The 22572-nt window shown below is 34.0% G+C and carries 26 protein-coding genes; 17 read left to right on the forward strand and 9 right to left on the reverse strand.

Going from position 1 to position 22572, the window contains the following annotated elements:
- Nucleotides 1–85: 85 nt before the first annotated feature.
- From tssR to tssO (NG806_RS10620), 4 genes are read right to left on the reverse strand one after another with little or no spacing between them, the layout of a single operon-like run.
- Nucleotides 86–2485: a type VI secretion system protein TssR domain-containing protein gene (tssR, locus tag NG806_RS10605; RefSeq protein ID WP_214829096.1), complete on the reverse strand. Its 2400-nt coding sequence runs from the start codon at nucleotides 2483–2485 to the stop codon at nucleotides 86–88.
- A gap of 45 nt (nucleotides 2486–2530) precedes the next feature.
- Complete coding sequence (locus NG806_RS10610; protein ID WP_214829094.1) at nucleotides 2531–3442, reverse strand: PKD domain-containing protein; 912 nt, start codon at nucleotides 3440–3442, stop codon at nucleotides 2531–2533.
- Between the two features lie 41 nt (nucleotides 3443–3483).
- Nucleotides 3484–4005 (reverse strand): type VI secretion system TssO, encoded by a 522-nt coding sequence (gene tssO, locus NG806_RS10615; protein ID WP_214829092.1) that lies wholly within the window; start codon nucleotides 4003–4005, stop codon nucleotides 3484–3486.
- Between the two features lie 5 nt (nucleotides 4006–4010).
- Nucleotides 4011–4541: a type VI secretion system TssO gene (gene tssO / locus NG806_RS10620; RefSeq protein WP_214829090.1), complete on the reverse strand. Its 531-nt coding sequence runs from the start codon at nucleotides 4539–4541 to the stop codon at nucleotides 4011–4013.
- Between the two features lie 210 nt (nucleotides 4542–4751).
- Here tssO (NG806_RS10620) and NG806_RS10625 point away from each other — a divergent pair, with 210 nt between their 5' ends.
- From NG806_RS10625 to NG806_RS10660, 8 genes are all read left to right on the forward strand, one after another.
- On the forward strand, nucleotides 4752–5399 hold the full coding sequence (locus tag NG806_RS10625; protein ID WP_390882591.1) for a LuxR C-terminal-related transcriptional regulator: 648 nt from the start codon (nucleotides 4752–4754) through the stop codon (nucleotides 5397–5399).
- 138 nt (nucleotides 5400–5537) lie between these two features.
- On the forward strand, nucleotides 5538–5828 hold the full coding sequence (locus NG806_RS10630; RefSeq protein WP_002984212.1) for an HU family DNA-binding protein: 291 nt from the start codon (nucleotides 5538–5540) through the stop codon (nucleotides 5826–5828).
- 365 nt (nucleotides 5829–6193) lie between these two features.
- Complete coding sequence (locus NG806_RS10635; RefSeq protein ID WP_214829086.1) at nucleotides 6194–7753, forward strand: Rne/Rng family ribonuclease; 1560 nt, start codon at nucleotides 6194–6196, stop codon at nucleotides 7751–7753.
- 73 nt (nucleotides 7754–7826) lie between these two features.
- A complete protein-coding gene (locus NG806_RS10640) occupies nucleotides 7827–8294 on the forward strand; it encodes an OsmC family protein (RefSeq protein WP_261513017.1) in 468 nt (155 codons plus the stop codon).
- Nucleotides 8295–8415: 121 nt separating this feature from the next.
- Nucleotides 8416–9045, forward strand: a complete 630-nt coding sequence (locus NG806_RS10645) for an NUDIX hydrolase (protein ID WP_214829083.1) — start codon at nucleotides 8416–8418, stop codon at nucleotides 9043–9045.
- Between the two features lie 27 nt (nucleotides 9046–9072).
- The gene (locus NG806_RS10650) at nucleotides 9073–9879 is read left to right on the forward strand and encodes a lysophospholipid acyltransferase family protein (RefSeq protein ID WP_089029229.1); all 807 of its coding nucleotides are present in this window, start codon (nucleotides 9073–9075) and stop codon (nucleotides 9877–9879) included.
- A gap of 17 nt (nucleotides 9880–9896) precedes the next feature.
- On the forward strand, nucleotides 9897–10334 hold the full coding sequence (locus tag NG806_RS10655; protein WP_214829077.1) for a hypothetical protein: 438 nt from the start codon (nucleotides 9897–9899) through the stop codon (nucleotides 10332–10334).
- A 6-nt stretch (nucleotides 10335–10340) separates the two neighbouring features.
- The gene (locus NG806_RS10660) at nucleotides 10341–11678 is read left to right on the forward strand and encodes a UDP-N-acetylmuramate--L-alanine ligase (protein ID WP_261513019.1); all 1338 of its coding nucleotides are present in this window, start codon (nucleotides 10341–10343) and stop codon (nucleotides 11676–11678) included.
- A gap of 37 nt (nucleotides 11679–11715) precedes the next feature.
- Here the strand turns inward: NG806_RS10660 and NG806_RS10665 are convergent, their stop codons facing one another.
- From NG806_RS10665 to NG806_RS10675, 3 genes are all read right to left on the reverse strand, one after another.
- Nucleotides 11716–12162 (reverse strand): lipocalin-like domain-containing protein, encoded by a 447-nt coding sequence (locus NG806_RS10665; protein ID WP_261513020.1) that lies wholly within the window; start codon nucleotides 12160–12162, stop codon nucleotides 11716–11718.
- A 43-nt stretch (nucleotides 12163–12205) separates the two neighbouring features.
- The gene (locus NG806_RS10670; RefSeq protein ID WP_261513021.1) at nucleotides 12206–13267 is read right to left on the reverse strand and encodes an NAD(P)H-dependent flavin oxidoreductase; all 1062 of its coding nucleotides are present in this window, start codon (nucleotides 13265–13267) and stop codon (nucleotides 12206–12208) included.
- Between the two features lie 192 nt (nucleotides 13268–13459).
- Nucleotides 13460–14335 carry an aldo/keto reductase gene (locus NG806_RS10675; protein WP_261513022.1) on the reverse strand — a complete coding sequence of 292 codons (876 nt, stop codon included), beginning with the start codon at nucleotides 14333–14335 and terminating at the stop codon, nucleotides 13460–13462.
- Between the two features lie 125 nt (nucleotides 14336–14460).
- On the opposite strand from NG806_RS10675, the gene NG806_RS10680 reads away from it, so the two are divergent.
- Both NG806_RS10680 and NG806_RS10685 read left to right on the forward strand, forming a co-directional pair.
- Nucleotides 14461–14895: a GNAT family N-acetyltransferase gene (locus NG806_RS10680; RefSeq protein ID WP_261513023.1), complete on the forward strand. Its 435-nt coding sequence runs from the start codon at nucleotides 14461–14463 to the stop codon at nucleotides 14893–14895.
- On the forward strand, nucleotides 14896–15372 hold the full coding sequence (locus NG806_RS10685; protein ID WP_214829059.1) for a GNAT family N-acetyltransferase: 477 nt from the start codon (nucleotides 14896–14898) through the stop codon (nucleotides 15370–15372).
- Here the strand turns inward: NG806_RS10685 and NG806_RS10690 are convergent.
- The gene (locus tag NG806_RS10690; protein ID WP_214829057.1) at nucleotides 15349–16245 is read right to left on the reverse strand and encodes a LysR family transcriptional regulator; all 897 of its coding nucleotides are present in this window, start codon (nucleotides 16243–16245) and stop codon (nucleotides 15349–15351) included. The genes NG806_RS10685 and NG806_RS10690 overlap by 24 nt on opposite strands.
- Nucleotides 16246–16364: 119 nt before the next feature.
- On the opposite strand from NG806_RS10690, the gene NG806_RS10695 reads away from it, so the two are divergent.
- Nucleotides 16365–16949, forward strand: coding sequence for a Crp/Fnr family transcriptional regulator (locus NG806_RS10695; RefSeq protein WP_261513024.1), 585 nt, complete (start codon nucleotides 16365–16367; stop codon nucleotides 16947–16949).
- Nucleotides 16950–16964: 15 nt separating this feature from the next.
- Here NG806_RS10695 and NG806_RS10700 read toward each other — a convergent pair whose 3' ends face one another.
- On the reverse strand, nucleotides 16965–17711 hold the full coding sequence (locus NG806_RS10700; RefSeq protein WP_261513025.1) for a metallophosphoesterase family protein: 747 nt from the start codon (nucleotides 17709–17711) through the stop codon (nucleotides 16965–16967).
- 192 nt (nucleotides 17712–17903) lie between these two features.
- On the opposite strand from NG806_RS10700, the gene NG806_RS10705 reads away from it, so the two are divergent.
- From NG806_RS10705 to NG806_RS10730, 6 genes are all read left to right on the forward strand, one after another.
- Complete coding sequence (locus NG806_RS10705) at nucleotides 17904–18518, forward strand: NAD(P)H-dependent oxidoreductase (protein WP_261513026.1); 615 nt, start codon at nucleotides 17904–17906, stop codon at nucleotides 18516–18518.
- Nucleotides 18518–19402, forward strand: a complete 885-nt coding sequence (locus tag NG806_RS10710; RefSeq protein ID WP_261513027.1) for an NAD-dependent epimerase/dehydratase family protein — start codon at nucleotides 18518–18520, stop codon at nucleotides 19400–19402. Before NG806_RS10705 ends, NG806_RS10710 begins: the two co-directional genes overlap by 1 nt.
- 10 nt (nucleotides 19403–19412) lie before the next feature.
- Nucleotides 19413–19700: a putative quinol monooxygenase gene (locus NG806_RS10715; protein WP_261513028.1), complete on the forward strand. Its 288-nt coding sequence runs from the start codon at nucleotides 19413–19415 to the stop codon at nucleotides 19698–19700.
- Between the two features lie 80 nt (nucleotides 19701–19780).
- Nucleotides 19781–20455: a type 1 glutamine amidotransferase domain-containing protein gene (locus NG806_RS10720; RefSeq protein WP_261513030.1), complete on the forward strand. Its 675-nt coding sequence runs from the start codon at nucleotides 19781–19783 to the stop codon at nucleotides 20453–20455.
- A gap of 24 nt (nucleotides 20456–20479) precedes the next feature.
- Complete coding sequence (locus NG806_RS10725; RefSeq protein WP_261513032.1) at nucleotides 20480–21463, forward strand: aldo/keto reductase; 984 nt, start codon at nucleotides 20480–20482, stop codon at nucleotides 21461–21463.
- Nucleotides 21464–21547: 84 nt separating this feature from the next.
- A complete protein-coding gene (locus tag NG806_RS10730) occupies nucleotides 21548–22519 on the forward strand; it encodes a cyclase family protein (protein WP_214829041.1) in 972 nt (323 codons plus the stop codon).
- Nucleotides 22520–22572: the final 53 nt, after the last annotated feature.

Consider the following 22572-nt stretch of genomic DNA (forward strand, 5'->3'; position numbering starts at 1 on the left):
ACGAAATATAAGCCTCTAATTTCCTTTAAATTAAACATAAAAAAGGGCGGAAATAAATTTCCGCCCTTTTACCTATCGTGAGTGATTAATGTTTAGTATATTCCGGTTCTTCCACAGGAAGCATCGTCGGCATGAAATATTCGTTCAGCCAATAGAATGTTTGTCCATTTTGCTGAATCTTAACCGCCGGATTATTTCTATGCGTTAGTAATCTTTCTGACAAATTTTTATAATTCAGAAAATATTTTCTTACCGTCTCATTTAAAACAATCTTAGACTTTTTCCATCCTTTAAGTTTGTATTTAGACATTAACTCTTCATCTGAGTTATCAAAACCTGTAGTCAATCCCACAGCATAAGACATTGGCTGCTCATACAGATCACCTTTATCTAAAAATCTCGTCGTTGGATTATACTTTTTGAGAAGTCGAACATATTCTTTAACTGCTTTAGACTGATTAAAATCTAATCTTTCAGCACCTGTTTTCTCATAAACTTCTTTATAAAAAGACTTAAGATTATCATATTCCGTTTCAGAAATCAAAATACCTTTTTCAAGGCCAGGCTGATAATCTTTTAACTCTTTGGGAATATAACCTTTCACTAAGAACGGACTTCCATAATTGATCAACTGTGCAGCAATTCCTGCAGGAACAGGATTCGTAAGTCCCGTGTATAAGTATTTATATTTTGCATCTACATCTGTTTTTCCAGCTCCTACTGAAGAATGGAAGTATTCATTCAGAGAGTGGTCGATTGTTGAATTGTCAAGCGTTACCTGAGAAATTAAACTGTCAACAGATTTTTTCAAATATCCAGGAGCTGCAATATCACCCTTTTTAGGGAAAATTACAAATCCTTGTGACATACTTTGCTTTGGATAATCCAGAGAGAAGAAACCTTCGTCTCCTTCAATAAGACTAAAGTTATTTTTGGTTAAAACATCACTCTGGTTAATGATCTTTTGTTTTTTAAGTTCAGCAATATTTTTTGCAGTATTCGCAACAATATTTTCTCCGAGCAATACAAAATCATTATAGGTATCAGAAGATCTGGCACTTGTCTGGAACATAATCAACCTTGCCTGCGCTTGCGTAAGAGAGTTAATCACACCAAACATATTTCCACTCTGATTAGCAGATGTACCAACTGTAATTACAAGGTTGGTCTCATCAGGAACTGAAGAAAGAAGATCTCCCGCCGCTATTAAACCTTCACTAACTGGTTGATATCCACTATTAGTCGGACAATTCATTTCATTAGACTTTTGATCTATGAATGTTGTTATTTTACTGTAATCCTGACTTAGATTAGATACAGCTACATTATCACCACATGTATTGTTTTTATATAGAACAACACCATATTTTACTGCATTGAAATAAGAAGGTTTTTCAAATCTCAGCTGTAAATCCTGTAATAAAGACTTCACAATAGGTGCATACGGAGTATTTGGTCCGCTGATATCTAATACAAATACAATATTTATTCTTTTATTTCTCTCGGTAATCTCTCGGTAACGATCAAAATAGATAGGCTCACCAAGTACATTGAAAACATAATTTTTACTGTAATCTAAAATATTAGTGAAATATTTAGTCTTCGAATCTGGAGTCGGAGTATCTTTTAATGCAAGTTTAACAGGGTAAATATTTTCAAGCGGTGTTCTTTTATTAACATCTGTTAAAAGAACTGCTGTTCTGTTTATTCCATCACTCCCACCAGGAGCGCCTTCGTGTAATCCTAAAGCAGTCTCTTTAACTTCTGTTGTATTTTTCATTTTTACCGCAGAACGCTCACCCCACGCTGAAATCACGTTTGAACTTACCCAGCCGTATAAACTTGTGCTGATACTGTCAATATCAATATTTGGTCTTTTTCCGACCAAAAATCTCTTATTATTCTCTGCTTGTTTATAGACATATACGATCTGTCCATTAGGAATTTTCACATTAGCATTTTCAATTAAACTAGGAGAATTGAAAACCATAATGGAATCATTTTTATAGTATCTTTCAGCACTTCTGATTACATCACTATTACTAGGAACTACTGCCACCCTTACCGGATAACCCGTTTTCTCATCTTTTAGTGAGCTGTTCCAAAGCAGAAGTTCGGATTCGGGAATCCAACCGTAGGTTTTAATAGATTTTGATGAGATTTTTTTCATTAAAGCATCAGGAACATATTCCGCTACTTTTACCATTCCATCTCTATGTTTTAGAACCATTAGAGGCTCTAAGAATTTAACTTCTTTATATGATTTTTCATCATTCTTATCAAGATACGCCGTATTTCTGGATCGATCTGAAATGGCAATCCAAGGAGCTGACTTTTTCGGATAGCCATTAATTACTGAGGCATTATCAATTTGCCCGTATTGTGCCGGTTCAGGAGTTTTTTTTGATGGTAATTTTACTTGACAACTTATAAGTAAAACTGAAACTCCAATATAATATGCTGCTAGAGGAAATTTATTTCTCATCCTAATTTTCTTTTATGATTTGGTGTTCCCAATAAAGGGTTATAATTATTTACTTTGGTTGATATCAACTTTGGTTACGCAGTTCTGTGTATCATCAAAATTAACTTTTACAGTTTGAATAATGGTATTCTTGTCAAACTGAAGTCCCGCACAGTACATGTAGAAGTTGTTCGCTTTACTATCATTTACTTTCACTACTGTATTTTCGTTATTACAAAGATATTTCTGAAGTAAATAATTATAGTGTGAATTGAAGTTGCTTCCATTTGCAATTTGCTGCAAATGTCTTTTAAAGTCATCATCGATCTTGGCATAAGCATCTTCTACACTTACTTCTCCATCTTCTAACTCATCGTAATAAGGAAGAATTTTGATATGGTGAATAACAGGTTCCAGACTTTGATTAGTGTACAATGTAACGATATAATCACCCGGTTGTTTATAAGAATAAATTGCCAGTTTATCTCTGGAATCAGTATTTTGAGTCTCACCAAATTTCCAGCTAAACTCCTTTGCATCTGAAATTGCTCTAAACTGCACATTCTCATGCTGCATTGCCTGAGATGGAGCTTCTATTGTTGTTTTAACCATCGCCGTATCTTTTGCTTTCTGAATTGCTCTCGCAGAAACTAATACGGGAAAGGATTTGGAGTATTTATTATCAATAATAAGCGTTACCGGATAATATCCCGGTTTGCTGTAAAAATGGAAACCACTGCTTTTTTCTGAAGTTTGACCATCTCCAAAGTTCCATTTTTTACTTTTGGCAAATTGTGTCGTATCCTCAAATACCAGTGTGTCTCCTACGCTTAAAGTAGATGGATAAACACTTCCTACAATATCATCTGCAGAATGAATGATTTTTTTCTGCAGCCATAATGCAACAAGAGCCGCAATTAGCAATGTCGCGACAACACCGATAATAATGTTCTTTTTGTTCTTTTCAAAATAATTCATAGTTATAATTGTGATGTGATTTGTGAATAATAATTTTTGATTTACTGGCTTCTTGCTTTTAATGCATTTTCCCGTTGAAATACCCGATCTTTTTTGTCTTTAAGACCGATCATGCATTCCTGATATTTTTTTTCAAAGAGTTTAATATCCTCAGATGTAGTGGAAATAATCTTTTTGTCATCAAAGTACATTTTGTAAAACAGAGAAATCTGGGAATAGGATTCTTTCCTGATATCAATAAAATCATTGCCAAAAACGTTATCAATATCTAGAATTCCCGTCTGGATATCGTTTTCAACAAATGGTTCAGTGGTTTCATCCTTAAGTCGGGTTATTTTAACGAATGTACTATCCAGTAATTTTAAGGTAACCTTTTGCTGTTGATCAAACTTTGCTTTTTGTTCAAGCTTTTGAATTGAAATAATATCGTCTTCCGAAAAAGGTGATTTAAACCTCTTCAAAAAGATGATTCCAAGAAATATAAGTGCCGCTAAAAGCATTAAAATCAAATAGAAAAATTGATACTGCTTTTCTTTTTTGGATAATGTAATCTGTCCTTGCATAACTATTATCTTTTTCTTCTACTTCCAGTGAACTTTCTGGTAGGATCTTCTTTCAGTATATTTTCCACATGCCCTACTTTACCTGTACAGCTGTTCAGGTCTCTTATGGCAATCCTTTTATGATTGGAAACATCTACAATGTGGTTTTTCAAAGCAAGCATACTACCTATTTGCTTCATTAGAATAGCATACTGTTTAAAGTTGTCAATGCTATCTTTTTTCATGATGTTTTTAACATCATTTATGTTATCAATAATATTTCTTCTTAGAAGAATATCATTTTCGGCTCTGTTAAGCATACCCATTCTACTGTAGATCGTATCCACCTGAACTCTGAGTATATCACTACGACCCAATAATTCGTTGTAGGCTTCGGCATCTCGACTCACGCCCTCTGTTTGTTCATCGTAACTCTTAAAAAAGAAAAATACGCTGGTGAATGAAACAGCGGCTAGGACAACAAAAGATAGAGCAAATTTCCAAATGCCTACTCTGACGTCCGACTTATTTAATTTTTTCTCTCTATTTGAAGACATAAATTGTGATTTGTTTTGGGTCTGTGAAAGTATAAAAAAAAAAATTCCTGCACAATATCTAACTTTTCCGTGATATACCCACCAATTTCTCATTTAAATTAAGATTAATTTTAACTTTCATAAGTTTTTCTTAATTTAGGCCTCTAAATTTAATTATCATAGGCCAAATCGATATTAAATATTAAAGTGAATAAAATTTTATCTAATACCGTGAGATTTTCAATAGCTGACAGTGATTTTTATTTTAAAAAAATACTTGTCAAAACACTTTTGGAAAATCCGTTTTACATGCTTCTTAATGATTGTAATAACGGGCACGAACTTGTAAACAGAATCTACAGAAGACAAGAAGATGTCTTTATTATTGAGCTTTTCATGCCCATATTGAGTGGAATTGAAGCTATAAAATACATCAGAAAAAGTAATACTGAAACGCCTATCATTACCTATTCCGGGACCTATCAGGAAGATATGGCTGAAATACTTTCTAAAATCCCAAACCTTTATTATTGCGAGAAAAAAAGTAACGTAATAAGGGATATCATTAAAGGACAGGTTACTTCAAATACGTTCAATTACGAAGCGTATTCCAAAGAATGGGAACAGCAACCTCTTGCTGTAATGGAATACATGGACAGACAGAAAAAGAGTCAGGAAGAGCTTTCTCCTACCGAGATACAATTGATGAAATTCTGCTACGAAGGCTTTAGTAATAAGGAAATTGGTGAGAAACTTAATCTAAGTACGAGAACCATTGACACCTATATTAACAGGCTAACAGAGAAGCTTGGATTAAAAACCAAACTGCATCTGATCCGATTTTGTGTAGAAAACGGATATTATAATTCCAGCATGTAAAAACATCTTAACGTAATATTCATATAGAGTAAATACAAAAACCTCAACCGTTTATCGAAATTTTTTTGCCACTAATTTGCTAGTATTCAATTTTTTTAACTAAATTTGCACACCTAAAATTTAAAATTAAAAAAGGAAATGACAAAGGCAGAATTGGTAAACACCATCTCAAATAAGTTGGGAACAGAAAAGAATGAAACACAGAAAGTTGTAGAAGCTTTTATGCAGGAGATCAGGACTTCTATGTATAATGGAGATAACGTTTATCTAAGAGGTTTTGGTTCTTTTATAATTAAAACAAGGGCTGCTAAAACAGGACGAAACATTTCTAAGAACACTGCAATTGAGATCCCTGCTCATAATATTCCTGCTTTCAAACCATCAAAATCTTTTGTTGAGAAAGTAAAGACTAAAGTTGCAGTAAAATAAAAATTAACTGAATATTAACTAGTTACTAAAAAATTTAAAATTATGCCAAGCGGAAAGAAAAGAAAAAGACACAAGGTTGCAACTCACAAAAGAAAGAAAAGAAGAAGAGCGAACAGACATAAGAAAAAATAATCTCTTTTTTCGAGATTCATAATATATTAATATAGTTGGTGTTTTTAATTTTTTAATTTACACCGACTATATTTTTATTTGTAACTATAGGATTCCCAAGGAATCAGGATTGGTTTTATTTATTGAAATAAATAGCATAACTTTAAATACTAATTCTTAAATTTAAAAATGAATTTATTTACAAAACACCATGCCTATTCCCTATAATCTTAACAATTTTATCTTATAACAAAATGAAGAAAGAACTAATAGTTTCGCATGAGGATGAACTTACAAAGATTGCATTACTGGAAGACGGAAGACTATGTGAACTTCATGAGGAAGAGGACAAAAGTGATTTTATAGTTGGAGACTTATTTATAGGAAAAGTAAAAAAACTGGCACCTAATCTTAATGCCGCATTCGTAAATATCGGTTATGATAAAGATGCTTTTTTGCATTATCAGGATTTAGGTCCACAATATCTTACGTATAAAAAGTTTTTAAAAGATACTATTTCTAAAAAGCAAAGCACTTCAAGCTTAAAAAATTTCGAGATACAACCCGAAATAGACAAAAACGGAACGGTAGAGAAAGTCATTGCTAAAGATGACATTGTTCTGCTACAAATTACCAAAGAACCTATCTCCACTAAAGGCCCCAGAATTTCTACCCAGATTTCCCTAACAGGGCGTTTTTTGGTTTTAATACCTTTTGACAATAAAGTTTCCATTTCTAAAAAAATCAGAAGTTTTGAGGAAAAGGAAAGATTGCGGACTCTTATTGAAAGTATCAAACCTGAAGGATTTGGTGTTATTATAAGAACCGTTGCAGAAGGAAAGAAAGTTGCAGACCTTCACAACGATATGAATCAGCTGATTCAGAAATGGGAAGGCACTTTTAAAAATATTCAAAAAAATAAAGTTCCATCTAAGGTCTTAAGCGAAGAAGATAAAGCTTCATCTATTTTAAGGGACAATTTCAATCAGGATTTCGTAAGCATCATTTGTGACGATGAACAGATGGTAGAGGAAATGAAAAACTATGTAGAGGTAATTGCTCCTGAAAGAAAAAATATTGTCCAGTTTTACGATTCTCACATTCCTCTTCTGGAATATTACAATGTTGAAAAACAGCTTAAACAAAGCTTTGGAAAACACGTCAACATTCCAAGTTCTAAGGGAGCTTACCTTGTTATTGAACATACGGAAGCTTTACACGTAGTCGACGTGAATTCCGGAAATAATATTACTACCGGAAATGCAGCCAATAAAGAACACGCTCTCAACGTGAATAAAATGGCAGCAACAGAAATTGCAAGACAATTACGTCTTCGTGATATGGGCGGAATTATCGTAATCGATTTCATCGATATGCCAAACGCCGATCACAGAAGAGATTTGTATGAACATCTGAAAGAAGAAATGAAGCGCGACAAAGCTCGCCACAAAATCTTACCTCCAAGTAAATTTGGATTGATACAGATTACCAGACAGAGAAATCGTCCGGAAAAACAAATCGAAACCAAAGAAGAAAACCCTAATAAAGACGGAGAAATAATAGCTCCTATTGTTATTGTGGAAAGGATGGAAGAAACCATCAGAAATATTATGCAAAAGGATAAAGGGAAACTTTATCTGCATGTACACCCATTCGTAGAAGCTTACCTTACTAAAGGTATTAAAAGCATCCAGATGAAATGGTTTGTAAAATATAAAAAATGGGTAACCATCGTCCCAAGGGATTCTTTTAAGTACTTAGAATACAAAATTTACAATTCTAAAAAAGAAGAAGTATCAGGATATTCTAATTAATACGAAATTATAGCCTCTAGTTTTCTAGGGGCTTTTTTATTTTTAAATTAGCAAAACCACTAAAAAATAGTCTATGAAAGAGCATCACTACACAGCCACCATCCAATGGACAGGAAACAAAGGAACAGGCACGAGCAATTATCGTAGCTATGAAAGAAGTCATACTATTTCAATAGCCAACAAAACAATCATCGAAGGATCTTCTGACCCTGCATTTCGGGGAGATAAGACCAAGCATAACCCTGAGGATATGCTTTTATCGTCTTTATCTTCGTGTCATATGCTCTGGTATCTGCATTTTTGTTCTGAGGCAGGAATCATTGTAACAGGTTATATGGATAATGCAACCGGAATTATGGAGGAAACAGCGAACGGCAGTGGTCGTTTTAAAGAAGTTATATTAAATCCTGTAGTGATTGTTACGGCGGAATCAATGATAGAAAAAGCAAAACAACTTCACGAAAAGGCACATGAATTTTGTTTTATTGCCAACTCTGTCAACTTCGAAGTAAAACATGTTCCAACTGTGTCGGTTAAATAAAATTTATGATAGCCACAGCATAAGCAAATCATAAACCTATATGCTAAAATAAGCTTAAAACAATGGTTAATTAATGTTAATGGCTATTCTTTTCTTCAAGATATATTGCTAAATTTGAGCTATGGAAAGTTTTGGAAAAGATTTATTAAGAAAAATTAAAAATGTAGAGCTACCTGGAGAGCATGCTCATGGGGTATTTTCCATACCCTCACGTCCTATTTTCAACCACGATGAAATCTTAAAAAAGAATCCAAAATTTGCCGCAGTAAATATTGTTTTATATTTAAAAGATGATGAATGGTATTTCCCATTAATTCAAAGAACTGTAAACGAACATGACAGACACAGCGGGCAGATATCTTTGCCTGGTGGAAAACGAGAAGAAATGGATAGAGATTTTGCTGAAACAGCAGTTCGTGAAACCTCGGAAGAAATAGGAATTGATAAACATTATGTAAGAGTTATAAGAGAGATATCACCTATTTATATTCCACCAAGCAACTTTTACGTTTACACTTACATCTCATATACCAAAAAGAACCCTGTTTTCATTTTACAGCAAAGTGAAGCTGTAGAAACGATCGAATTTCCCATCACTTCTTTTTTAAATCTTCCGGATCAACCAGAAATTATGGCTTTGGACAGCGCTGGCGGACAAGAAGTTCCGGTGATCAATTTTAATGGATACATTATTTGGGGCGCTACAGCAATGATATTAAGTGAATTCAGTCAGTTACTGAAAAAAATGTAACTTTGCACTACCGTGTTTAATTGAGAGATGGCGAAGAAAAATATTTTCACCGATGCATTCGGAACACCTTACTTTTTGAAAAGGTTAATTATTTTTATTTTAGGATTTGTATCTTATAGAAGATTCAATGGTTTTAATAAACTAAAGATAACGGGTACTGAACACCTGGTGGATCTTCCTGATTCTAATGTGTTATTTGTATCCAACCATCAGACCTATTTTGCAGATGTAGCAGCAATGTATCACGCATTTTGTGCTGTAAACAATGGTTATTTAAACACTATTAAAAATCCGATCTATCTGCTTAATCCGAAGATCGATTTTTACTATGTAGCAGCAGAAGAGACCATGAATAAAGGTATTCTTCCTAAGATTTTTAAAATAGCCGGAGCTGTAACTGTAAAAAGAACATGGAGAGCTGAGGGGAAAAATGTAAACAGAATGGTAGACCTTACAGAGGTTGATAATATAATGAAAGCTTTGGATAATGGTTGGGTAGCTACTTTCCCTCAAGGTACTACATCTGCTTTTGCTCAGGGACGAAGAGGTACTGCCAAGTTGGTAAAAAACCAGCGTCCGATTGTAATTCCTATTAAGATCAATGGCTTTAGAAGAGCATTTGATAAAAAAGGACTACGTGTAAAAGTAACAGGTGTAAAACCAACTATGGAATTTAAAGCACCGCTTGATATCGATTATGATAAAGAAAATGCCCACCAGATTCTTTTAAAAATCATGACAGCTATTGAACAAACGGAGGATTTTAATTTACTGCACCAATATGATGAAGAATTAAAAGCTAAAAAATTGGAACAAAAGGATTCAGATAATTAAAAAAAGGCAAATTAAATATGAAAAGGATAATAGGGATCTTATTCACAATCATAGTATTAGTTTCATGTAACAGTCAAAAAGTATATTCGGATTTCGATATAAGCTATTCTAAAAGCGGAGGATATGCTCCTGTCTATGAAAACTTGCTTATTAAAGATAATACAGCACATTATTCTTTTGAGGGTGAAGGAAAAAAGATCAAACAGGATTTTAAGGTTTCAAATGAGGACTTAAAAAAACTTGATAACGTTCTTTCTCAAAATAATTTTAGAAGAATACAGGAAGATCACAAAAAATTATACGATGCTGTGACAACTTCTATTAATATAAAAAAAGGTCCTAACGAAGGAAGCAGAACAGATGCAAGTCTTATTATGCCAAATTTTAAGACCAATTGGATAAACATTACCAATGCTTTCCAGGAAATCATTAATAACAACGTTAAAAAACAATAAGTAAAGTTGAAGACCCATTTCATTGCTATAGGCGGAAGTGCCATGCATAATCTTGCTATTGCATTAAAAGATAAAGGATATCAGGTGACAGGTTCAGATGATGCTATATTTGAACCCTCAAAATCAAGACTTGAAAATAAAGGAATTCTTCCCCAGGAGATGGGCTGGTTTCCTGAGAAAATCACTTCTGATATTGATGCCGTCATTTTAGGAATGCATGCTCATCAGGATAACCCTGAATTAGCAAAAGCAAAAGAATTGGGTTTAAAAATATATTCATATCCTGAATTCCTTTACGAGCAGTCAAGAAATAAAACCCGCGTCGTTATTGCCGGATCACATGGAAAAACGACAATTACTTCAATGATTCTTCACGTTCTGAATTTCCATCAGAAAGAGGTAGATTTTATGGTAGGAGCACAATTGGAAGGTTTTGACTGTATGGTAAAATTAACTCAAGACAATGACTTTATGGTATTGGAAGGTGACGAATACCTTTCCTCTCCTATTGATCTTCGTTCCAAATTCTTGTTATATCAGCCTAATATTGCTCTATTAAGTGGAATTGCATGGGATCATATCAATGTTTTCAAAACATTCGATGATTATATAGAACAGTTTAGAAAATTCGTAGCAAGCATAACTCCTGGTGGTGTTTTAGTGTACAATGAGGAAGATCCAGAAGTAGTAAAAGTCGTTGAAAATGCAGAGAATTTTTTCAGAAAAATACCTTATAAAACTCCAGAATATGAAATCAGCAATGGTAAAGTTTTACTAAAAACTGAAATGGGTGATATCCCTCTTTCTGTTTTTGGAGCACACAATCTATTGAATATGGAGGGTGCAAGAAACATCTGCCGACAACTGGGTATAATGGATGAGGATTTTTATGAAGCAATTATGAGCTTTAAAGGAGCTTCTAAACGTCTTGAAAAAGTAGAAAGAGCAGATAAAGCTACTCTTTATAAGGATTTTGCACATGCTCCGAGCAAAGTAAAAGCGGCTGTAAAAGCCTTTAATGAACAATTTAGGAAAGATAAGAAATACGGCTTCTTGGAGCTTCATACTTATTCAAGCTTAAACCCTGCTTTTCTGGAGCAATACGACCATGCAATGGATGGTTTGGATGAAGCTATAGTCTTCTATTCTGAAGATGCTTTAAAGATCAAAAGAATGGATCCTATCTCACCGGACCTGATCAAGGAAAAATTTAAAAACGACCATTTAAAGGTCTTTACCAATGCTGAAGAGCTTCACGCCTACTGGGATCTCTTAGATAAGACCCAAGGTGTTTTCCTGATGATGAGCTCAGGTAACTTTGGTGGTTTAGATTTAACGAAATAATAAAAAACTCCTTTCAGATTTGAAAGGAGTTTTTGTTTTAATTTATTCTCTTAAAAAATCTTGTGATAACATCATTGATTCCATCATTATCAAAATCCTCAAGTCTATCTTCCATCACCATGTCTGTCTGTGTCAACTGAGTAATATAGTAAGGATAATCCTGCTCTCCTTCATACCAAAACTTCTTATTAGCCGTATTAAAAGTATAATTTCTGGTTACTACATCAGTTTGGATACAATTATTACCTTGTGGGGCAAAGGTTATAGAGGTCATGTTTGTTGACTTAAACTCATGGGTACTTTTTTTCTTACATTCAGTTGAAGTCATGGTTTGTGTTTGTTGATTTTTAGATTTAAACACTTCAACTTTTTCAATATACCATTTTCCGATTATCGATGCATCATTTGAAGTATTAAAATCCTCACTATCACTCGCACAGGCTGCCATTGAAAATAAAGCGAATGGTAAAAATATTTTTTTCATATATACTCTCCTTTAAAGCCTGCAAAAATAAAACAATTTCTTCTTATATTTCCTTGACTTCGAGAATAAGATTTTTTAAGATATCAACTGTTGAAAGTTCACTGTAATTGTGGATTGACTGGCCTAACCAAATGTTTACAAAATCTGTATTGCACATTGTTTTGGCCACTTTACGCAACTCATTGGTCAATTTATTCTGATAAGGATAAGGTAAAACATATTCTGAATTATCTAATGTTTCAATAAATTTATTCTTAATTCCTCTTGCATAGCGACCTGAAAAACTTTTGGTTAAAACAATGTCTCTTTCGTTTACAGCTTTTAGCTTTTCTTTCTCAAATAGCCGCAAGGCACTTTCCTGGGAAGCCAATAAAATACTGCCTACCTGAAATCCCTTTGCACCGAGCTCTTTTGCAGCATATAATGTTCTTGCATTATAAAGACCTCCAGCATAAATGAGTGGAATACCAACATGATCGTATACCTGTGACAATAAAGACAAGCCACCAATTTGTGGAATGTTCTCAACATCAAAGGTCCCTCTATGACCTCCAGCTTCAATTCCCTGTACACAAATAATATCTATTCCTGATTTCTCTAATACCAGTGCCTCTTCTACTGATGTACAGGTTCCAATAAGCAGCACTCCATTTTCTTTTAGCTTTTGAATACTCTCACCATCCAGATTTCCAAAAGTAAAACTTAGGATCTTACAGCCTTCATCAATAATCACATCGATTTGCTCATGATAGCTATTTATTTTAATATTTTCAAGATCCGGAAGATTAACTTCTAAATGGCTTTCTTTTGCCAGCTGCTCGATAAAGAACTTGGTTTTTATAAATTTCTGTTGCAGATCATTCGTTATTTCAGGAATATAGTGGGCAAAAATGTTAACCGCAAAAGGCTGATCTGTTAATTTCTTTGTTTCCTGAATTAGTTTAGCAGATTGATCAGCAGATAAATCTGCCAAAGCAAGAGTTCCCAGACAACCGATATTCATTGAAGCGGCAACCATTTTCGGTGTACTTACTCCAAACATAGGAGCCTGAATAATAGGGTATTTTATACTTAGTTTTTCAGCAATTACAGTAGGCCATTCCATTGAATATTTTTATTTAAAATTACCTAAATATATTTGAATCCTTAAAGGAAGGAGATCATAATTACCTTAACCTGCCAAATTTCATCTTATTTATTCTGGTTAATCCTATCTTATCTCGATAGACAATTTTAAGTCCCATTATTGTAACTGAATCTTCACATTCAATTAAAACCTATACAATAATTTTTAAAATTAAATATCAGCCACAGATTTCAGCATTTTTTGTTCCCATTCAGGATCTTTCGGATCAAAGAACAATCTCTTCCCTGTATCTAAAGATCGTACTACATTCATTTCTTCTTCCGTTAATTCAAAATCGAAAACGTTAAAGTTCTCTTCAATTCTGGATGGAGTTACAGACTTTGGAATGATCACAAATCCTTCCTGTAAATGCCATCTTAAAATCACCTGAGCAACCGTTTTGTGGTATTTTTCAGCAATCGATTTCAATGATGTATTTTGTAAAAGTTCTGCATTTCCATTCCCTAAAGGACTCCAGGGTTGAGTCACAATATTATTTTCGCGATCGTAAACCTGCATTTCTTTTTGCTGGAAAATTGGATGTAATTCAATCTGATTGATCACAGGAAGAACGGTGGAATTTGCTTTTAATTCGTCCAATTTTTCAGCAGTAAAATTACAAACCCCAATAGCTTTGATTTTTCCTTCTTTATATAATTCCTCCAGTGCTTTCCATGCTCCTAAGAAATCTCCATATGGCCAATGAATAAGATACATATCCAGATAATCTAATTGCAGTCTGTCCAATGTTCTTTGAAATGCTGCTTTAGCTTTTTCATATCCGTGATCCTGTACCCAAAGTTTTGAGGTGATAAAGAGATCATCCCTATTTACACCACTATTTTTCACAGCACTTCCTACTGCTTTTTCATTAAGGTAAATAGATGCCGTATCAATCATCCTATATCCTGTATGAATTGCTTTTATCACTGCATCTTCACAAACTTTTAAATCATCAATCTGCCAAACACCAAATCCTAATGCCGGTATATCAACTCCGTTGTTCAAAGTAACAACTGGCTGCCCGATGTACGTTTTTTTCTGCATAATTCTTTATTTTAATTTTAATGTAAAGGTTAAACAAATTTGCAACAAAAAATTGAAATTTTGCTCCATACATCGCGCCTTTATGAAATTTTTAATTTGTTTATTTTTGTGTGAAATTATAAATTATGTCTTATCACATTGTAAAAGCGGGGAAAAAAGATTATCCTAGAATCATGGAAATTTGGACATCTTCAGTGAAGGCGACGCATGATTTTCTTAGTGAAAAGGACTTTGATTATTTTAAAGAAGTAATCCCAAAAGATTATCTTCCCCGATTGGATGTTTATCTGATAACGGAAAATAATGAAACTAAAGGATTTGCATCTGTAGCCGAAGATACCTTAGAAATGCTATTCATTCATGACGATTTTCGTGGAAAAGGTTATGGAAAAAAGCTTTATCAATTTATGAAAGACCAAATAGGATTCTCTAAGCTGGACGTCAATGAACAGAACCCACAAGCGATCGGTTTTTATGAAAAAATGGGGTTTAACAAGGTGGGGAGGTCTGAAAAAGACGGTTCAGGTAAAGACTACCCCATCATTCATATGGGTTTATAAATGAGTGATTTTATATTCTATAAAGTTGATCAGGAATCAGATATTCCTTATGAACTGTTATTGCTTGCTGATGAAACAAGAGAAGCTATTGATCAATATATTTTCAAATCTGATATTTATATCTTACATGATAACCTCAGGGATATCGCTGTTATGGCTTTATATAAAAACAATGATGCTGAATTAGAAATCAAAAATATGGCCGTCATCAGTGACTTTCGCAGTCAGGGTATTGGTACTTTTTTAATTGATAGAGCAAAAGAAATAGCTAAGCAAAACCACTTTTCATCACTCTTGGTGGGCACCTCAGATACAGGTTTCCAACAGATCAGATTTTACGAGAAAAATGATTTTGTTAAAAAAGAAATACGCAAAGATTTCTTTATTGAAAACTACTCTACCCCTATTTTTGAAAATGGAATTCAGATGCGGGATATGATCGTTTTAGAATTTTTAATTCATCACTTCTCTGAATAATTTTTTAATATGACCTATCTCTGACTGGTAGCTGGTTTTTTTACGGCATCCGAAGTATAATGTATTTTCTAACATCTTATCTCCTTCCCAGATCAATTGAATATCACCGTTTTCAATTTCATTTTTACATAAAAAATCAGGAACTACGGCTAATCCTGTTCCTCCTTTCAGACAGCGAATAATAGAATTAAGATTGGGAACGATATAATTAGGGCGAAAATTCGGTTTATGTCCAAAATTTAAGATCCAGAATTGAAACAGATGCTCCATATCACCAGTTGTTCCATACCATTTCTCCTGTTTAAGCCAGTCTTCGATCTTCGTAAAATCCTTCGTCTTTAATACTTTTTTAAAGCTCTCCACATCTACATCTTTGCCCCCTACCAAAATAATCTGCTCCGATGAAAAAGCTTCATGCTCAATATTTATAGAAGATCCTTTTTTAGGGGTAATAATAAGGTCTAAAATCCCTTTATCCAGCTGATCGATCATTTCAGGATATTGCCCAAAGCTGATAATCAAATTAAAAGGCAGTGAAGAAACATACTGCTCTAAAGTGGTTTGAAAAGTCTCAAAACACATTCCTACACTTATTGTTGGGGTATGTTTTTCAGTAGATTTCTGAAAATTCTTCTCTACATTTTCAAGTTTCTGAAGAGGCTCGAAAACCGCATTGTAAAGAACTTTCCCTCTTTCTGTGGGCATCATTTTACGTCCTGTACGGTCAAATAATTTATATCCTACATAGGCTTCCAGAGAACTTAAATGTAAACTTACCCCAGGCTGAGAAATAAATAAACTTTCTGCGGCCCCGGTCAAAGTACCAGTCTTATAGATCTCTTTAAAGGTGCGATACCATTCTAAATTAACCATATTAAAGTATTTAAATTATAATGCAAAATTACAAAATAATTAGAATACTAATAGATAGATGATACCTATGCTTCGAATTAACAATTATAATATCTTTGTATAAAGGCTATTCTTATACAATGAAAGATGACATTCACACATTTCACAAGTTTCTAAATTCCATCAGAGAAATTTCTAAAGAAGACTTTGATCTTATCTATCATTATACTGAGATCAGAGAAATCAAATCAGGAGAGATTCTGCTGCATGAAGGTAAAATTGCAAAGGAACTTTTCTTTGTGGCAGATGGCATTTTAAAAATTGCTTCTACCAATGAAAAAGGAAATGAAGTCATCCAATTTTTTATTAAAGAAAATAAGTTTTGTACAATCTTATATAGTTTCACAGAAGAGGTTATTTCCAGGGAGGAAATTATTGCTGCCACTCCCGTGAGAGTACTTGTTTTTCCAAAGAAAAAATTAAATGAATTGTTTGAAAAGCTTCCTTATTTTAAAAATATGCTGGAAAGCATTACGCAGCAAACCCTACTGGAGAAAATAAAGGTACGAAACCGTTTAATGGGTGAAGAAGCATCCATAAGATATCATAAATTCATTTCTGAGTACCCCGATCTTATGCTTAGACTTCCATTAAGTGATGTTGCATCCTATTTGGGAATCACCCAACAATCTCTTAGCCGGATCAGAAAGAATATCAATTTTTAGATTTTGTTTCCTTTTTTATTGAGATAATAAAACGTTCCCATTTCTTAGAAAAAAAGCATAATAATCTGGAATCTCACTGGCTTCAATTTTTTGAATAACCTCATTTATAGGATATTCCAGCTGAATAATTTCAGGATTTATTTTTTCTTCATCTAAGGTAAGAATCAGATAAGAGGCTAATCGATTCTCTTCTTTCGAGCGACCTACAGAACCGGCATTAATTGCCCATTTACCTTCCATCTGTTTTTTAAAGGATAAGTGGGTATGCCCCATTACAAGAACATCAGACTGAGAAGCATTCAGCATTTCCATAAAAACTTTATCATTTTCAGATTCATACAAGTAGGTATCATTGCTCTGTAAACTCGAGTGCACCAATTGAATGTTCCAATATTTCTTTCCTATTTTGTAGTTTAGTTTTAAATGAAAAGGAAGCTCTGCCAGAAATGATTTATTTTCATCTGTAATGTATTTTTTAGAATGATCAATAGCTGAAAATCTGGCTATGGTTTCTTCTTGAGAATGCTTATTTAACGGAACAACAGGAAGATCAAAAGCAATCCTTTCGTCATGATTTCCCAGTATACATGGAATATTTTTTTCTTTAATGATCTCAATCACTTCATTTCCCCATGGAGCAAAGTCTACCAAATCACCCAAACAGAATTTCTGTGTAATTCCTCTTTCATTAATATCATTCAATACGACTTCCAGAGCGGGAAGATTTCCGTGTACATCACTAAAGATAGCTATCTGTATCATACTTCATTCAATTTGCTAAACAAAATTACTGGAGAAATACCGTAATAAGATTAAAGGACAATATGATATTCACCCATAATTCTTTAAATTTAATATATCATTATTCTGATACTAAACTATAATTTATACTATTTTTATCATAGAACGACAGGAACTAACTTTGCACTATCAATTTTAAACAATCATAAAACAATGAAAAAAGTATTAATAATTAATGGTGGTCAAAACTTTGGACATTCTGGAGGAAAATATAATAAAACAATCGCTGACAACACATTAGAAGCTTTAAAAGATTTTGAAAATGTAGAAGTTAAGGTAACTAATGTTGCAGAAGGTTATGACAATAATGAAGAGGTTCAGAAATTCGTGTGGGCAGATTATATTATTTACCATACTCCGATCTGGTGGTTTCAGCTTCCTAATGGATTTAAAAAATACATCGATGATGTTTTTACTGCAGGTCATGCCAAAGGTATTTATCTGAGTGATGGCAGAACAGCAGAGAATCCTGAGATCAATTATGGAACCGGAGGAATGCTTGGCGGAAGAAAATATATGGTAACAACAAGTTGGAATGCGCCTGAAACTGCATTTACATTACCCGGAGAATTCTTTAGCGAAACAAGTGTAGATGATGGACCATTATTTGGGTTTCATAGAATGAATGCCTTTGTTTCTTTACAAAAAATGGATAGTTTCCACTTCCATGATGTAGAAAAGAACGCTAATATAGAACGTGATATGAAACTTTACCAAAGTCATATTAAAAATGTTTTTGAAAAAGAACTAAAACCACAATACGTGTAATGAAAAAGGTACTGATCACAGGAATTACAGGCTATATTGGTGGAACAATTGCCAAGAAGCTACAAGAAAAAAGCTATCATGTAATTGGCTTAGTTCGTAACAACGCACAAGTAAAAGAACTGGAATCATTAGGAATCGAATCCATTATAGGAAATATACATGATGAATCGGTTTTAAAATCTGCTATTGCGAATGCTGATGCCATTATCCACAACGCAGATTCTGCAGATGATGCTTATGCATTGGACAGTATCATCAATGCTTTGGAAGGAAGTGGTAAGACCTTAATTTTCACCTCAGGTTCGGCAATTCTCGGCGGAAAGGAAAATGGAGAAAAAAGCGATTTTGTCTTCACTGAAGATATTCCTTTAAATCCCAGGCTGGAAATGGCTTCAAGAGTTCTTATTAATGATTATGTTTTACGATCTGCTCAAAAAAACATCCGAAGTATTGTTATCGTACCCACAATGGTATATGGTACAGGCTTAGGTCTAAAAAAAGACAGCATCCAGATTCCGGCCTTAACTCAATTTTCAAAAGAAAAAGGATTTGGCATTTATTTCGGAAAAGGAGAGAATATATGGTCAAACGTACATATTGAAGATCTGTCAGATTTATATGTACTAGCTTTAGAAAATGCAAAGGCGGGTTCTATTTACTATGCAGAGAACGGTTCATCAACCATAAAAAACATTGCTGAGAACATCAGTAGAAAACATAATCTAAACCCGGCACAATCTTTAAGCGTACAGGAAGCAGTCAATAAATTTGGTCCTGCAGGAGGATATTTTGGTTTTGCTTCTAACAGTTTATGTAGTGCTGATAAAGCAAAAACAGAATTGGGTTGGAATCCACAATATTCTTCAATAGAAAACTTTATTTAATTAAATTATTATGAAAATATATCTTACAGCAATTATAAAAGCAAAAGAAGAACATCAGGCAGAAGTATTGGAAGTTCTTCAAAATATGGTAAAAGAAACCCGTAAAGAAGAGTCCTGCGAGCTCTACAGTTTACATCAGGGAATAGAGGATAAGAATGAATTTGTATTCTACGAAATATGGAAAGATGCTGCAGGACTTGAACAGCACAATCAGCAACCCTATATCCAGGCTTTTGGAGCTCTGATTGATGAAAAGTTGCAGGAAATTCCTCAAATTTATAAAACCAACATTTTGTAATCATGAAAAAACTTGCGTTTCTGGTACTCAGCCTATTCATGATAGGATTAATCAATTCACAAACAAAAAAATCAATTAAAATGAAAAAGAAAATTTTATTCGTTGTGACAAGTCATGACAAAAAAGGAGATACCGGAGAAAATACCGGATATTATTTAGGAGAAGTTTCTCATCCTTGGGAAGTTCTTCACCATGCAGGATATGATATCGATTTTGTAAGTCCTAAGGGAGGAACTCCTCCAGTTGATGGATTTGATCTTAAAGATCCTGTAAATAAGGAGTTCTGGGAAAATAAAGAATACAAAAACAAAATTGACCATTCTCTTACTCCTTCTCAGGTAAAACCAAACGAATATTCAGCTATTTTTTATGCTGGCGGTCATGGTGCTATGTGGGATTTTGCAGACAATACGGAACTCGCTTCCATTGCTTCGAAAATTTATGAGAACGGCGGAATTGTAGCAGGAGTATGCCACGGTCCGGCTGGTTTGGTAAATATCAAGTTGAATGATGGTAAATACCTCATTGATGGTAAAAAGATCAACGCTTTTACCAATGAGGAAGAAGCTGAAGTAAAATTAACGAACGTTGTTCCTTTCCTTCTGGAAGAGCAGTTAAAAGCAAGAGGCGCAAAATTCGAAAAATCCGGGCTTTGGCAGACGCATGTTGTAACAGATCAAAGAGTCATTACCGGCCAAAATCCGCAATCTGCAAAAGCTGTTGGTGAAGCTATTTTAAAAGAATTAAACAAATAAATTTCAAAAATTTTAAGACAACAAATGGAATATAGAAAATTAGGTAATACTGATCTCGAATTATCAGTCATTACTCACGGTGCTTTTGCCATCGGTGGAAATATGTGGGGTGGAAATGAAAAACAAGATTCTATAAACTCTATCCACGCTTCTTTGGATAACGGAGTAACCTCTATTGATACTGCCCCATTTTATGGTTTTGGATTAAGTGAAGAAATGATCGGGGAAGCCATTAAAGGAAAAGACCGTTCAAAAATTCAGTTATTAACTAAATTTGGTTTGGTATGGGATGGAAGTAATAATGGAAAAGGAGAGTTCTTTTTTAATGCCGAAGAAGCTGGTAAAACACTTCCGGTATATAAATTTGCTTCTAAAGAAAACATAATCAAAGAAGTTGAAGAAAGTTTAAAACGTTTGGGAACAGATTATATTGATCTTCTACAATTACACTGGCCAGATAACTCTACGCCTATCAGCGAAACAATGGAAGCTTTAGAGCTTTTGATCCAACAGGGAAAAATCCGTACTGCGGGAGTTAGTAACTACCTTGTGGAACAAATGGAAGAGGCTTCCAAAACAATTCAACTGGCAAGCAATCAGGTTTCATACAGCATGCTGAACAGGGCTATAGAAAAAGATATTGTACCTTATTCTTTGGAAAACAATACTGGAATTATTGTTTACAGCCCAATGGAGAGAGGTTTATTAACCGGTAAATATTTTAAAAAGGCTCAGCTAAAAGCTGATGATCATCGTAATGGGTATTTTGCCCAGTTTGATCTTGAAAAAGTAAAAACCTTCTTAGAAACTCTGGAAGTTATGGCAGAGGAAAAAAATGCCAGCGTTTCTCAATTGGTATTACGTTGGACAAGCTTACAGCCTGCTATAAGTGTTGTATTAGCCGGAGCCCGTAATGCTCAGCAAGCTATTGAAAATGCAAAGGCAATGTCTGTTGATCTTTCTCAGAAAGAATTGAATACCATCAATTCAGCATTAAATAAAATATAATATAGAAACTTCTGTCAACAGGTTCTTTTCTCAGAAAATGTTGGCAGAGTTTTTCTTTCTTCTCAATCACTCAATTTACAGAAAATGAAAAATAATCTGATCACAATGTTCGGATTGGCAGCTTTATTGGCTTTTAATACAATATCCATTAAAGCTCAAAACCAATATATCAACCCTGAAGATCAATCATGGTATCCATCTTCATATGGTGCTCATGACGAAATAGGAGCAGCTAATCTTTTAACTCCTGATGTGGTAAAAGGAGCTATTACATTGGTAAAACAAGGTAAAACATTACCACTAGCTGTTGCTATTGATAAAAACCTTCCTGCTTTCCGCCATAGAAGTTTTAATTTGTACAATATCCAACCCGGGGAACAGGGTGGCCAAAGTATTGGCACCAATAAATTCACATTCAATGATGAATTGGTCAATGGCTGGACTGGTGTCGGAACACAGCTTAATGGAATTGGACATATCGGAATCAACAATACCTATTACAACGGAAATAAAGCTGCTGATTTTGTAACCGTAGAGGGCGTGAAAAAATTAGGTATTGAAAAAGTCCCTCCATTTGTAACCCGCGGGGTTGTACTGGATATGACCTCTTATTACGGAAAATCCATTGTTCCCGGAGGAACAGAATTTACAGCATCCGATATTAAAGCAGTATTAAAAAAACAGGGAATTAGCCTTAGAAAAGGGGACGTTGTCCTTTTTAATACAGGATGGCTTGAACTCATTGGTAAGGACAGCAAACAGTTTTTAGAAGTTGAACCAGGCATCGGCATGGAAGCCGCAAAATGGCTTGCCGATCAGGGTATTGTTGCTTTTGGAGGTGATACGTGGGCTTCTGAGGTTTATCCAAACCCAAAAAGTAAGGAAGAGTTTCCAATCAATCAATTTATGCTGGCTAAAAAAGGAATTTACAATCTGGAATTAATTGACAGCCGTCCGTTGGTAAAAGAAAAGATATGGGAATTTATGTTTGTTTTAGGACAGCCTCTTTATAAAGGATCTACTCAGGTTAACATCAATCCTGTCGCTATTTATTAAACTTTCAGTAATAATGTGTAATTTAACATAATCATTATTGAGCTTAAATTAAT

The sequence above is a fragment of the Chryseobacterium paludis genome (assembly GCF_025403485.1).
GTDB lineage: Bacteria > Bacteroidota > Bacteroidia > Flavobacteriales > Weeksellaceae > Chryseobacterium > Chryseobacterium paludis.